Genomic DNA, 14,027 nt, shown 5'->3' on the forward strand with positions numbered 1-14,027 from the left:
CTGTCTCATTCTGTATCGTATCGAAGAACGGCACCGCCGAATTGATGCAAGACTTGTTGGTTGTTAGCGATATCCACGGCTTTCCCGAAACCTTCGACGAACGATTGGATGGCAGGTGCTCTAAGCATCGTCTATTACAACTGGCCGAGCTGAGCGGTCGACCTGGCCTGCGCGGAGACGAGCTTCACCACCATCTTTTCAACGAAGATGGCATGCGGCATGCGGTTCGGGCACTTCGCGAGGTTGGCGGACACAGGTGCTTGGGGATTGGTTTCAGCGCCGGTGGAACCGCTTTGTGGAATGCGGTCAAAGAGGGCCTGGAGCTTCAGGCTCTGATCTGCGTGTCGTCAACCAGATTGCGCTTCGAATCGTCTCCATTGAATATACCCACAATGGTAGTCTGGGGAGAGCTTGATCCATATCAGCCGCCTGAAAGCTGGAACCACGCTGTTCCCCAGCGTTGGAAAACCTATGCCGGCAAGCAACACGATTTTTACCGCATCGAGGCGCTTGCATCCGAATCGCCGTTACGGGCCGATATCGCCGTGTTCATCGAAGACTCTTTCCTCTTTGCATAGCGCATATTGCGGCGCTTCGGCCGGCGCCGGCCGGCCGCCGGATCTGTAATCGTTGGGGGCGAATGGTGCTGGTTTGTTCTGAGTGGATGCCCGCAATCCGCGAAATCGACGAACCGACGGCCATTTGCGCGATAGGCGATAGCTGATCTTCGGTCGACGGGGAACGGGCGCGGGGTTTCATCACCTGTGGACGAAGGCCCGTGCGCCCTTCATGCCCTGCTGCCCAAATCCTCAACTGAGAACCTTACTGCGCCATCTGTGGCTGCTTCGCCGCCCGCGCCGCGGTCAGCTCCGCGGTGGTGTGGTTCAGGCGGTCGGCGAGCACGCGCATGATTTCGACGGCCATTTCGGGGAAGTCGCTGAGCAGCTTCAGGAAGTGCTCCTTGCTGATGCGCAGCACCTCAAGCGGCGAGGTGGCGCGCACCGTTGCCGTGCGTGAGACATCGCAGAGAATGGCGATTTCGCCGACGATGGAATTGAGCTCGACGTCGGCGACCTTGATCTCGCCGGCCGGCGAGGAGACGATGATATCGGCGCTTCCGGAAAGGATGACATAGGCGGCGTCGCCGACATCACCTTGATGGAAGAGATCCTGACCGGCCTTGTAGGTCATACGGTCGGAGGTGAAGGCCAAAAGCTTGAGTTTCGCTGGTGCAATCCTCGAAAAGATCGGCACCCGGCGCAGCATTTCGACTTCGTCTCTCAACAGCATGAGCGTTTCAATCCCCTGACGCAGGGTTCTTGGAACCAGGCGCCTCAATTCCGGGCGTTCCCCCGGGAACGCCTACCATCGCCGCCCCAATAGAATATTACGATAACAGTTCCTTGAACATACCGTTTTTCTCGGAAAGTTCCGGATAGTTCCCGGCTTCCGCCAGCCCGCCGCGGTCGAAGAGCAGAATCCGGTCGAACATCTCGGCAAGTCGGGCATTCGAAAGCACCCAGATGATCGCCGGGCGCTCACCTTCCTTGTGCAAGTCTTCGATGATGTTGCGGGTGATTTGATCCTGAACGCGCTGATCGAGTGCGGACAGCGGCCGGTTGAAGACGAAATAATCCGAGCGCTTCAGAAGCGCGCGGGCAAGGTTCAGCTTCTGGCGCTGCACCATGGTCAGCCGCTTGCCGCCGGAGCCGACGTCGAATTCGAGGCCGATCGACAGGACATCGTCATAAAGGTCGAGCGCGTCGAAGAGCTCGCCCATGATGGCGCGGATGCGGTCGGAGGCGTCGGCTTGCTGATAGGCGATGCGGCCGAAGAGCACATTGTCCATCAGGCTGGCCGATGGGGTGAAGCGCTCGGCGTCGTAGCGCTCGATCAGCTCGGCGAGATCGGCCGGAATATGCGCGTGGAACTGCTTGCGGGCGCTGACGATCTTGTCCATCAGCTCGTTGGTCAAAAGGCCGAAGCGGTGGCGCGGCTCGATATAGGCGAAGCTCAGCCGGATGATGGCGGAGCGCTCCTCGGGTGTGGCGTCCTCGAAACGTCGGCTTTGCAGCTTCTGCAACAGCGCCTGATAGGTCGGAATGTCGTCCGCCGTCATGAAGGTCAGCTGCTGGAAGAAAGGATGATCCGGCGGCAGGTCGTGGAAGAGTTCGACGGCGTTCTCGGCGATCTCGAGGCCCATGGCGTAGAGATCGGTGCTGAGGCCCGTCTCGCGGAACAGCTGCTGGAAATAGGGATGGGCGGCAAGCCGGCGATTGGTCATCAGCGGCCGCTTCATCGTGCCGAAGAGCAGGTTCTCACCCACCGTCGCCTGGGCGTTGTAGGCGTCGAAATCGAAAGGCACGACGATGCCGTCGAGACCTTCGTCGCGCAGCCGGTCGCGCAGCGAGGCGCGCAGCGCCACGACATGGTCGCTGACCGCCACATGCACCTCGGTATTGACGTTCGAGCGCAGCGCCAGGTCGAGGATATCCTGCGAGATCAGCACGGCGTCGAGCACCGGCCGGATCGCTTTCAGGAGATCATCCGGTCCGTTGGCGCCGGCCGCCTGGTAATCCACCCAGTCGCTGTTGAGGTCGAGCGTCGGGTTGCCGGCCTTCACCGCCTCGATGGAGTGCCATTTATACTCCTGCGCTTCCTTCTCGTCGTAGACGGCGTCGATCATCGGCGCGTGCTTGAGGCCGTAGAGCAGGTTGCTCGCGAGCGTGCCATGGAAGAAGAAGGTGTCGGCCGAGGCATAGGAGATGCGGCGGCCGGTGATCGATTCCGGCAGCTCGAGCAGGTCGCGTCCGTCGATGGTGATGCGGCCGGAGTCGGGCCAGATCATGCGGCCGAGCGCTTCGGCGAAGGCTTCGGCGCCGCTGCCGTTCGGACCGACGATCGCAACCGTCTCGTTCGGCTTGATTTCGACCGAGACGTGGTCGACGAGGCGGGCGCCGCTATCGTCGGAGAGCGTCAGATTGGTGACAAGGAGTGCGCTGGTCAGTGCGCCCACGGGTGCGGTCGCCAATTCCTGGATGTGGCTCTCGATCAAGGGCTCGACGTTGAACTGCTCGTAGACCTGCTGATACTTCACCTGCACGTCCTGGCGCATCTGGTCCCAGTCGATCAGCTCCTTCAGTGGCCCGGGCAGGTCCTTGTAGGCTGAGATGACGGCGACGAGCTGGCCGATGTCGAGCCGGCCCTGCAGCGCGAGATAACCGCCGATCGCGTAGAACAGGAAGGGTGTGACCTGGGCGAGAAAGTTATTGATGAACTTCACCAGGAACTTCCACTGGTAAAGGTCGTAGCGGATAGAGAAGATGCGGCCGAGCCGCCAGGCGATATCGGCGCGTTCGAGGTTGGATGTGTCGTTGCCGTGGATCGTGCCGATGCCGTCGACGATTTCGCCGACGCGGCCGGAAAGCTCGCGCGCCGTCAGCTGCCGCTGGCGGCCGAGATCCAGCAGGCGTTTGCGCATGCGGGGAATGACGACCGCCTGGACGCCGACGATGGCGGCGGCGATCATGCCGAGCCAGAAATTCTGCACGATGATGAAGGCGAGCGCGGTGATCGCCTGGCCGCCGAGCAGGGCGGGCGAGACGAAGGCGTCGCCGGTGAAGCCGCCCATCGGCTCCACCTCGTCCTTGATCATGGTGGCGATCTCGGCCGATTTCACCCGCTTGAAATGGGCCGGCGGAAACCGCAGGACCCGGTCGATCAGCTCGAAGCGGATGCGCCGAAGCATGCGTTCGCCGAGCCGGCCCTTATAGGTGTTGATGTAGAACTTGAAGAGCCCGTTCAGCACCACCAGCGCCAGGAATACCAGACTGAGCGCCATCAGCATCTGGAAGCGGTCGAGCTGCACGCCCTTGAAGAATTCGACATGGCCGATCAGCGGAATGTCATAGGCGATGTGCATGAAGGTCTGGGTTGCGCCGGGGCCTTCAAAGCCGTCGCCCTGGATCGGTCCGTTGACGATCTGCTTCGGCAGATCGAAGGACAGGAAATAGGGGACCATCGAGGCCGCGACGACAGCCAGGATCCACAGCTGCTGCAGCCGCGTGTTCTTCCAGATATAGCGGGCGAGGCTCTTTTCCATGGCTAACCGTCAGCGTGCTGGGAAATTCCGAAGGCGCGATCCGGGCGCGGGGAGGGCAGGAATTGTCGAGAACAGGACCATGCAGCCGGACCGCCGATATCGCAATGAAAACAAGGCGCAGGGACCGGCTGCAGAAAGGCCGATTCTCGCCCGAACTCTGCTTATATCACAGGATTTTTAAATTAGGCGAGCGATTCGGCAATCATCGAGCGAATGATGGCGGCCGTCTTCTCCGCCCCTTCGAGATCGAGCGAGACCGGCTCCTGCCGAGGCGCTGCCAGCGCCTTTTCGACAGCCTCTTTCACATGGGTCGAGGTCAGCCCTTGTTCCGGCAGGATATCGGCAAGACCCAGCGCCTGCAGCCGTTCGGCGCGCACCGTCTGTTCGGTCTCGCCGCCGGCGACGAAGGGGATGAGGATCGGCCTGCACTCGGTGCGCAAGAGGTCACCGACCGTGTTGTAGCCGGCCTGCGAGATCGATACTCTGGCGCCACGCAAGAGCGAGGGAAAATCCTTGCGGAAGCGCACCAGCGTCACATTCGGGGCTGCGTCCCGCGACAACCGGGCGAAATCGCCTTCCGGCAGGTTGGGGCCTGAGATCAGCAGCCAGCGAAGATTGCCGGGCAGCAGCGCCGCGGCCTCCTTCGCCGCGCCGATCAGCTCGGCGCCGACCGCGCCACCGCCGGCCGATGCGATGATGTCGAAGGTTTCCGTCGGTTCGGGCGCCGGCGGCGGCGCGACGAGGCCGGTATAACGCAGCCTGTCGGCGATCTCAGGCGTCAGCGGGAAGGTATCCTCGAGCCCGACGAAGCCGGGATCGCCATGGACGAGCACGGCGTCGAAGTGATTCCTGACCAGCGCCACCGTCTCGGCGTCGCGGCCGGCCTTACGGTTTTCCTGCAGGATGTCGCGCACCGAGCTTACGAGTTTTGGCCGCGGTTCGGCCGCTTCGATCGCTTGAAGCAGGGGCAGGAGTTCGAAGCGCATCTGCCGCCGGCCGAAGGGGAAGGCCTCGATGATGACGACATCGGGTTTTGCGGCATGGAAGGCGTCGAGCAGCAATTGCCGGCGGGCGGCGAGGAATTCTTCGCCGGCCGGCCGGCCATCGGCATCGGCGAGACCGGAGAAACCGGCATTGCTGGCGACGACCGCCGGCAGGGCAAAAGTCTTCACACCCTCGCCGGGAAAGCCCGGCACCGGCAGGCCGCCGGTCACGACGGTGACGTCGAAGCCGTCCCTGACCAGTGCATTGGCGATGCGGCTGGCGCGGGCGATGTGGCCGATGCCGAGCAGATGCTGGACGTAGAAGAAGATGCGCGGTGCCGTCATGAGGCCTTCTGCCATTCGGCCTCGAACAGGCCGGCGAGCTGTCTGATGCTGGAGTGATAGTCGAACTCCTCGCGCACCCGCCGTTCGGCGGCGTCGCCGAGGCGTTGGCGCAGCGCCGGATCGCGGATCGCCGCCTCCAGCGCCCGGGCAAGCAGCGCCGGATCCTCCGGCGGCACGACGAGGCCGTTCTCGCCGTCCGTCAGCAGTTCCGGCACGCCGGATACTGTCGTGGAGATGCAGACGAGGCGCTGGCTCGAGGCCTCGACCAACACGTTCGGCAGGCCGTCGCGGTCGCCGTTGGCGGCGATGCGGCAGGCGAGCGCAAAGAGATCGGCGCGGCGGTAGTGATCGAGCACGTCTTCCTGCGCCATGGCGCCCTTCCAGACGATGCGGCCGGAGAGGCCGAGCTCGGCGGCGAGCGCCTTCAGCGTCGCAAGCTCGCCGCCGCCGCCGATATGCTCCAGGCGCCAATGGAGATCGGCGGGCAGCAGCGCCAGCGCCCGCAACAACACGTCATAGCCCTTCTTCTCGACGGCGCGGCCGACGCTGAGGATGAAGACCGGATCAGCCGGGTCGTTGCCGGTTCTCTCGGAACGCGCGCCGGAAAAATGGCCGAAGCGGGCGAGATCGAGGCCGTGATAGCTCAAATGGACGGCCTGCTTGCGCGATGTCAGCATGCGCATGTGCTCGTAGCCGGTCCGGGTGCAGGTGACGGTCCAGCTGGCGCTCTCCAGCTTCTCCTTCAGTTCCCAGTCGGGCGAGGTCCAGATGTCCTTGGCATGGGCCGAACAGGTCCAGGGCGTGTCCGTCAGGATGCTGGTATATTCCGTCACCGAGGCCGGCGTATGGATGAAATGGGCATGCAGCCACTCGCCCCCATCCGGCCATTCGCGCGCCAGTACCAGCGCCTGGCCGAGGCGGCGGAAGCGGTTGCGGGAGAGGTCGCGCTTGAGGTCGGCGAAGAAGCGTTTCATCAGCGCCTTGAAGCCGGTTTTGCCGAAGCCGGCGATGAGGCCTTTCAGCACGCGGATCGGTTCCTCGTGCAGATATTCCGGCAGATAGACGACGCGCGCCTTGATCTCGTCATGCACGGGATGGCGCTTCTTGTCGGTCGGCCGGCGCATGGAAATCAGCGTCAGGTCGAAGCCGGCCCTTTCGAGGCCGAGCAGTTCCTGGGCGATGAAGGTTTCCGAAAGGCGGGGATAGCCTTTCAGCACGACGAGGATCTTGCGGCGTGGCGGCAATTCTGTGCCCTATTCTGCGCCGACAACGGCAAGGTGGGTGGCCCGGCCGTCGAGCCATCGGCCGACGGTCTGCGAGATGTGGTCCAGCCCTTCGAGATGCATATTGCTGCCGCTTTTCGACGGCGGCAGGCGGGAGGGCAGGCGCTTCAGCGCCGCGGCCATGATGGCGGGATCAACCGATTGCTCCGGCAGCAGCATGTCGACGAGGCCGAGCTCGCTCGCCCGCTTTGCGCGCAGCAGCTGCTCCTCGCGCGGCTTGACGCGAGGCACGATAAGGGCCGGCTTGTCGAAGGAGAGGATCTCGCAATAGGTGTTGTAGCCGCCCATGGCGACGACGCCGGTGGCGTCGGCGATCAGCTCTTCCATGTGATTGTCGAATTCGATCACCTCGATATAGGGAATGGCTTCGCCCTTTTGCACCAGCTTGGCGCGCTCGGCGGCCGGCATATAGGGCCCGAGTACGACCAGCGCCTTCTGCGTCAGCGTCGGATCGGCCTCGTAGGCGTTCATGACGTCGTGGACGAGATCGGAGCCGTCGCCGCCGCCGCCTGTGGTGACCAGCAGGTAATTATCCTTGCGGGCGTTGATCGAGCTCTTGCCTTTGGAGACGCTGCGCTGCAGGAAGCCGACAAAATCCATCTTGCGGCGCAGGCTCGCCGGCACGTCGAGACCAACAAGCGGATCGTAAAAATCCGGCGGTCCGTAGACCCAGACGCTGTCGTAATATTGGTCGATCTTCTGCATGACGCTGTTCTTCTTCCACTCGGCCTCGAGCAGATGCGGCGCGTCCATGATTTCGCGCAGCCCCAGCACCAGCACGGTGCCGCGGGCCTTGAGATAGGCGAGCGTATCCTCGACCTCGCCCTTCAACCCCATCGGCTCCTTGTCGACGATGAAAATGTCAGGCTGGAAGGTCTCGGCCGTATGGCGGATGCTCGATTCGCGCATCTTCAGCGTCTCGTGCAGATCGATATGGCTGGCGAGCGACGTATATTCGCCGTTGCGCAGCTTGATGACGCTCGGGATCTTCACGAAATCGACGCGGGCGCGGTAATCGAAGGCGCCGGCGATCGTCGCCCCCGAAATGATCAGGATGTTGAGGCCGCGATAGTCTTCGACCAGCGCATGGGCGATGGTGCGACAGCGCCTGAGATGGCCGAGACCGAACGTGTCGTGGCTGTACATGAGGATGCGAGCATCTTCGAGACGTCTGGCCATGGGTGTTCCCTCCGGGGTGAACAACATGAATTAGTACCCCCACCGTCCGGAGGCCAAGAGGCGGGCGCGGTGCCGGAAGGCGCCGCCGAGCTTCCCGCTATTTGTAGGGATCTGCCGCATCGCGCAAGCCGTCTCCCAGAAAGTTGAACGCCAAAATGACAAGAACAACAGGAATGATCGGAAAGAGCAGCCAGGGATAGAAGGCGATGACGCTGACGCTTTTTGCCTCCGTCAGCAGAATGCCCCAGCTGGTGATCGGCGGCCGAAGACCGAGGCCGAGGAAGGAGAGCGCGGTCTCGCCGAGGATCATGCCGGGGATCGAAATCGTCGCCGAAGCGATGAGATGCGACATGAAGCCCGGCACCAGATGGCGGCCGATGATGCGCGGCGTGCTGGCGCCCATCAGCTGCGCGGCCTGGACGTAATCCTCCTCGCGCAACGCCAGCAGTTTCGAGCGCACGGCACGCGCCAGCCCGGTCCAGTCGATGATGCCGAGGATGACGGTGATGCCGAAATAGATGACGATCGGGCTCCAGGTCACCGGCATGATGGCGGCGAGCGCCATCCACAGCGGCAGGCTCGGCAGCGACTGGAGCACCTCGATCAGGCGCTGGACGATGAGGTCGAAGACGCCGCCCCAGTAGCCGGCAAGGCCGCCGATGACGATGCCGAGCACGAAGCTGATCGAAATACCGATCAGGCCGATCGTCAGCGATATGCGTGCGCCGTAGAGGATGCGCGACAGCACGTCGCGGCCGAGCCGGTCGGTGCCGAGCAGGAACATCTGGCCGCCGATCGCCGGGCAGATGAGATGGTAATTCGAGGCGACGAGGCCCCAGAATCTATAGGAATCGCCGCGGCAGAAGAAGCGGATCGGCTGCACGTCGTTCGGCCGGTCGGTATAGACCCGGTGCAGCGTGTCGAGATCGAGCGTCATGGAGCGGCCGTAGACGAAGGGGCCGACGAACTCGCCCTTATCGAAGAAGTGGACGCGCTGCGGCGGCGCATGGATGAAATCGACGTTGCGGGTGTGCAGGCCGTAGGGCGCCAGGAACTCGACGATCAGGATCATCAGGTAGATGGCGGCGAGAAAGATGCCGGAGATCAAGGCCAGCCTGTGCTGCTTGAACTTCCACCACATCAGCTGTTTCTGCGAGGCGAGATGGATGCGCGATTGCGCCGCCGTCATGCTCTCGGTCGCGTGCGGATCGAAAGGCGCGGTCGAGACGTAATGCGGCAGCGGCGCGCCAGGTGCGGGAAGGGGCGACATTATTTGGTGCTCCTGCCTTGCAGACGGATGCGGGGATCGAGGAAGCCGAGGGCGATATCGGAGATCAGCACGCCGATGACATTGAGGAAGGCGAGGAACATCAGGAAGGAGCCGGCGAGATACATGTCCTGGCTCTGCAGCGCCTTGATCAGCATCGGCCCGGTCGTCTCCAGCGACAGGACGATGGCGACGATTTCGGCGCCCGAGATGATTGACGGCAGGATCGAACCGATGTCGGCGATGAAGAAGTTGAGCGCCATGCGCAGCGGATATTTGACCAGCGCCCGCATCGGATGCAGGCCCTTGGCGCGGGCCGTCGTCACATATTGCTTCTGCATCTCGTCGAGAAGATTGGCCCGCAGCCGCCGGATCATCCCGGCCGTGCCGGCCGTGCCGACGATGATGACGGGGATCCACAGATGGGCGAGGATCGACTTCGCTTTTTCCCAACTCATCGGCGCGTTGAGATATTGCTGGTCCATCAGGTGGCCGATCGACAGACCGAACCAGACGTTGGCGAAATACATGAGGATCAGCGCCAGCATGAAGTTCGGAATGGCGATGCCGAGCAGGCCGAGGAAGGTCAGCCCGTAATCGCCCCAGCTATACTGATGCGTCGCCGAATAGATGCCGATCGGAAAGGCGATCAACCAGGTGAGCAGGATCGTCGTGAAGGAGACGAGGATCGTCAGCCACAGCCGTTCGCCGACCACGTCCGAGACCGGCAGCTGGTATTCGAAGGAATAGCCGAAATCGCCGTGCAGCATGCCGCCGACCCAGTAGAAGTAGCGCACGATCTCCGGCTTGTCGAAGCCGTATTGCTGGCGCATCTCCTCGATTTCCTGGAGGTTGGCTGTCTCGCCGGAGGCGCGCAGCTCGGCGATCTGGCTCTCGAAGAAGTCGCCGGGCGGCAGCTCGATGATGGTGAAGACAAGCGCCGAAATGACGAAGAGCGTCGGCACCATGGCGGCGATGCGCCAGAGAATATATCTGAGCACGCCTCAGGCCTCCTTGTACCAGAAAACATCCGGCATATAGACGCCGAGATAGGAGGTGGGATCGAAGCCGTAGAGCGCTTTCTCCGGCAGGTTCTGCAGCTTGGCGGCGCGCAGGATCGGCTGCAGCGTGCTGTTGATGAGGCCGATCGAGAAGACCTGCTGCGTATAGAGCGACAGCATTCGGTGCCAGATCGCCTGACGCTCCTCGAACTTCGCCGTCGAGCCCCACTGGCCGAGCAGATCGACCAGTTCGGCCGCTTCCGGCAGGTCGGGAGCGACACCTTCCTGGCCGGCGGAGAGATAATGCATGCCCCAGAGCGGCCACTGCAGCTGATCGTCGAGCGTCGGCGCAAGACCGGACGGCGACATGTCGGCCGTCGGCACGCCATTGTCGAGGCCGTACCAGATCGACATCATGATCGTGCCGCTCATGGCGCGGTTGCGGAAGACGTCGCGCTGCGAGGTGCGGGTATAAAGCGCAAGGCCGATATCGGCCCAGTGATCGTGCACCAGTTCCAGTACGTCGGTATCGAGATTGCTTTCGCCGGCGGTCTCGACGGTGATCTCGGCGCGCCGCCCGTCCGGCAGCAGCCTTATGCCGTCGTCGCCGCGCCTGGTCAGGCCGAGCTCGTCGAGCAGGCGATTGGCCTCGTCGGGATCGAATTTGACGAAGGCGTTGGCATATTCCTGCTTGAAGAGCGGGCTGTCGGGCAGCACGGTATCGGCGCTCGGCGTGCCCAAGCCATAGAAGGCGACCATATTGATCTCGTGCCGATTGATCGCCAGCGACAGCGCCCGGCGCAGCCGCACGTCACGGAACAGGCCGCGCCACACCTCGTCGGCGCAGTTGAGATTCGGCAACAGTGTGATGCGCGATCCGCGTGCGACCTTCCAGAGATTGACCTTCACCGGAAAGCGCTTCTCCGCCTCTTTCAGGAAGGTGTAGTCGTTGAAATCGATGCCGGTCGCCTGCAGGTCGGCCTCGCCCGCACCCGCCTTGGCGGCGATGATCGACGAGGAAGAGACGTTGAGGACGAAACGGTCGAGATAGGGAAGCTGCCTGCCGTTTTCGTCGACGCGATGGAAGAACGGGTTACGCTCGAAGACGAACTGCTCGGCCGGCAATGCGGTGGTATTGTGCCAGGGATCCAGTGTCGGCAGGTTCGGATTCTCGGGACGGTAGGAGCGCGCCATCTTGATGTGCAGGTCCTGCCATTTCTTGGCGCGGTTGGCCTGCATCATCTGTTCCATTTTCGCCTGGTCGGGCTGATACTTCTTGTGGAACTGCTTGAGGTAGTGCGCCGGCCCGACGATAACGAGCGGTATGGGTCCTGCCAGGGCCGGCAGGAACATCGGGTTGGGTTTTTCCCAGGTGTAACGTACGGTCAGCGGATCGAGCATCTCGAAGCGCGGCAGGCTGCCGTGCGGACGAAGCTCGAGCGCACCGCCGCCGGGTGTCAGCTTGTCGTTGAGGATGACGTCTTCCCACCAGTAGCGGAAATCATCGGCCGTGAACGGCGCCCCGTCCGACCATTTATGGCCCTCGCGCAGCGTGAAGGTGAAGACCGTGTCGTCCTCGGAGCGGAAATCGGCGAGAATGTCAGGCTGGAACTGAAGGTGCTTGTCGTAGCCGATCAGGCGGGCATAGCCGTAGATCGTCATGAAGCGGATGTCGCGCTGGCTGCCGATGATGGTGCGCACCGTGCCGCCATAGGCGCCGGGTTCGAGCCCCATCTCCTTCAGGTTGACGATGCGCGGACGGGCGGGAATGCGCTCGGCCATCGGCGGCAGGCTGCCGGATGCCAGCCGCTCCTTGAGGAATTCCGGTTCGCCGGCCGACTCGGCTCGCAGCACCGCCGGCGCGATCGCCGCACCGACGAGGCCGCCCAGAAAGGTGCGACGCGTCACCATCAGCGCAACTCCTTGGCCGTAGCGCCCTTGCGGGCGCGCACCAAATGGCCGTCGCCGAGATCGGCATAGGCAAGCTCGGAAGCATCGTCATGTTCGGCGGTGAAGGTCACGCCCCAATTCTGCTTGTCGGCGGCGCCGTTTTCCCGGAGCGCCTTGAAATCGAGCGGCCGGTCGAGATCGGGGAAGGGAACGGCGGCGAGCAGCGATTTCGTATAGGGGTGCACCGGATCGCGCAGGATGATCTCGCGCGGCGCGATCTCGACGATGCGGCCCTTGCACATGACGGCGATGCGGTCGGCCATGTAATCGACGACGGCGAGGTTGTGCGAGATGAACAGGTAGGTCAGCCCCAGCTCCTTCTGCAGATCCTTGAGCAGGTTGAGGATCTGTGCCTGCACCGAGACGTCGAGGGCCGAGACCGGCTCGTCGAGGATGACGAGTTTCGGGCCGAGCGCCAGCGCGCGGGCAATGCCGATGCGCTGGCGCTGGCCGCCGGAAAAGCTGTGCGGGTAACGGCTGAGGTAGCGCTTGTCGAGGCCGATCGCTCCCATCAGCCCCTCGACCTTACGCTTGCGCTCATCACTGTCGCCGCGATCGTGGATCTCCAGCGGTTCGCTGAGGATGTTGCGCACCGTCATGCGTGGCGACAGCGAGGAGACCGGATCCTGGAACACCATCTGGATCTTGGTGCGCATGTCCTGCAGCTCGTCGCCCTTGACGGCAAGCACGTCGATGACCTCCTTGCCGTCGTTGAACACGACCGCGCCGCTGTCGGGTGTGATGGCGCGCATCAGGATCTTGCTGAGCGTCGTCTTGCCGCAGCCGGATTCGCCGACCAGGCCGAGACATTCGCCGCGGCGGATGTCGAAGCTGACATCGTCGACGGCGCGCAGGACGGTGGCCTCATGCTTGCCCAGGAGACTGCGCTTGCGCGTCTTGTAGGTCTTCGAGAGATTGGTGACCGACAGCAGCGTGCCCGGCGCCTCCGCCTGCAGCAGCTTCTTCTTGCCGACGAGAGTCTCGAGATTGACCGGCACGTCGCGCAGCGCCTTCAGCCGCTCGCCGGGTTTCATGTCGAAATGCGGAACGGCGGCCATCAGGGCCTTGAGATAGGGATGCTGCGGGTTTCGGAAGATCGCCTCGACCGGCCCGGCTTCCATGATCTCGCCGTGATAGATGACGACCACCTCGTCGGCCATGTTGGCGACGATGCCGAGATCGTGGGTGATGAGCAGCATCGCCATGCCGAGCTTGGCCTGAAGATCGCGCAGCAACTCGAGGATCTGCGCCTGGATCGTTACGTCGAGCGCCGTCGTCGGCTCGTCGGCGATCAGCAGCGCCGGCTTGCATATCAACGCCATGGCGATCATGGCGCGCTGGCGCATGCCGCCCGACAACTCGAACGGATACATGTCGTAGGTGCGGTGCGGATTGGAGAAGCCGACGAGGCCGAGCATTTCCTCAGTCTTTTGACGCGCCTCCTGCTTGTCGGTCTCGGTATGGATCAGCAGCACCTCGCTGATCTGGTTGCCGACAGTGTGCAGCGGCGAGAGCGAGGTCATCGGCTCCTGGAAGATCGTCGCCATGCGCTTGCCGCGCAGATCGCGCATCTCCTCGCTGTCGCGCGAGAGCGACAGGATATCAGTCGTGCTGCCGTCGAGCGGGTCGGTGAAGAGGATGCTGCCCGAGGCCCTGGCGGGATTGGGCAGAATGCCCATGATCGCCTGGCTGATCACCGATTTGCCCGAGCCGGATTCACCGACGAGAGCGGTGACCTTGCCCGGGAGGATACGAAGATTGGCTTCCTTTACGACGCGCAGCCGGTCGCCGAAAACGGAGAAAGAGACATCGAGGTTCTCAATACGCAACAAATCGGCAGCGGACGCCATACCAATGAAATTCCCCAGTCTTCTATGTTCCCGTTAGGGCACACTATCGTACCGCAAACGGGGTGTC

10 protein-coding genes are annotated in these 14,027 nt (G+C 63.0%); 1 reads left to right on the forward strand and 9 read right to left on the reverse strand.

Going from position 1 to position 14,027, the window contains the following annotated elements; all coding sequences use genetic code 11:
* Positions 1 to 44 precede the first annotated feature (44 nt).
* A complete protein-coding gene (locus tag AMK02_RS27645) occupies positions 45 to 578 on the forward strand; it encodes an alpha/beta hydrolase (protein WP_082929728.1) in 534 nt (177 codons plus the stop codon).
* Positions 579 to 822: 244 nt separating this feature from the next.
* On the opposite strand, the gene AMK02_RS27650 is transcribed toward AMK02_RS27645, so the two are convergent.
* From AMK02_RS27650 to AMK02_RS27690, 9 genes are all read right to left on the reverse strand, one after another.
* A complete protein-coding gene (locus tag AMK02_RS27650; protein WP_004679746.1) occupies positions 823 to 1,290 on the reverse strand; it encodes a cyclic nucleotide-binding domain-containing protein in 468 nt (155 codons plus the stop codon).
* Positions 1,291 to 1,387: 97 nt separating this feature from the next.
* Positions 1,388 to 4,102, reverse strand: coding sequence for an ABC transporter ATP-binding protein (locus AMK02_RS27655; protein WP_064808074.1), 2,715 nt, complete (start codon positions 4,100 to 4,102; stop codon positions 1,388 to 1,390).
* Positions 4,103 to 4,284: 182 nt separating this feature from the next.
* Complete coding sequence (locus AMK02_RS27660; RefSeq protein WP_064808075.1) at positions 4,285 to 5,430, reverse strand: glycosyltransferase family protein; 1,146 nt, start codon at positions 5,428 to 5,430, stop codon at positions 4,285 to 4,287.
* Positions 5,427 to 6,674 carry a glycosyltransferase gene (locus AMK02_RS27665; RefSeq protein ID WP_064808077.1) on the reverse strand — a complete coding sequence of 416 codons (1,248 nt, stop codon included), beginning with the start codon at positions 6,672 to 6,674 and terminating at the stop codon, positions 5,427 to 5,429. Before AMK02_RS27665 ends, AMK02_RS27660 begins: the two co-directional genes overlap by 4 nt.
* A gap of 9 nt (positions 6,675 to 6,683) precedes the next feature.
* Positions 6,684 to 7,892 (reverse strand): glycosyltransferase family protein, encoded by a 1,209-nt coding sequence (locus AMK02_RS27670; RefSeq protein ID WP_064808078.1) that lies wholly within the window; start codon positions 7,890 to 7,892, stop codon positions 6,684 to 6,686.
* 97 nt (positions 7,893 to 7,989) lie between these two features.
* Positions 7,990 to 9,162, reverse strand: coding sequence for an ABC transporter permease (locus tag AMK02_RS27675; RefSeq protein WP_064808080.1), 1,173 nt, complete (start codon positions 9,160 to 9,162; stop codon positions 7,990 to 7,992).
* Positions 9,162 to 10,160, reverse strand: a complete 999-nt coding sequence (locus AMK02_RS27680; protein WP_011427898.1) for an ABC transporter permease — start codon at positions 10,158 to 10,160, stop codon at positions 9,162 to 9,164. Before AMK02_RS27680 ends, AMK02_RS27675 begins: the two co-directional genes overlap by 1 nt.
* A gap of 3 nt (positions 10,161 to 10,163) precedes the next feature.
* On the reverse strand, positions 10,164 to 12,071 hold the full coding sequence (locus AMK02_RS27685; RefSeq protein WP_064808082.1) for an ABC transporter substrate-binding protein: 1,908 nt from the start codon (positions 12,069 to 12,071) through the stop codon (positions 10,164 to 10,166).
* On the reverse strand, positions 12,071 to 13,960 hold the full coding sequence (locus AMK02_RS27690; RefSeq protein ID WP_064808084.1) for an ABC transporter ATP-binding protein: 1,890 nt from the start codon (positions 13,958 to 13,960) through the stop codon (positions 12,071 to 12,073). The genes AMK02_RS27685 and AMK02_RS27690 overlap by 1 nt, the downstream gene beginning before the upstream one ends.
* Positions 13,961 to 14,027 lie beyond the last annotated feature (67 nt).

The sequence above is a fragment of the Rhizobium sp. N731 genome (genome assembly GCF_001664145.1).
Classification (GTDB): Bacteria; Pseudomonadota; Alphaproteobacteria; order Rhizobiales; family Rhizobiaceae; genus Rhizobium; species Rhizobium esperanzae.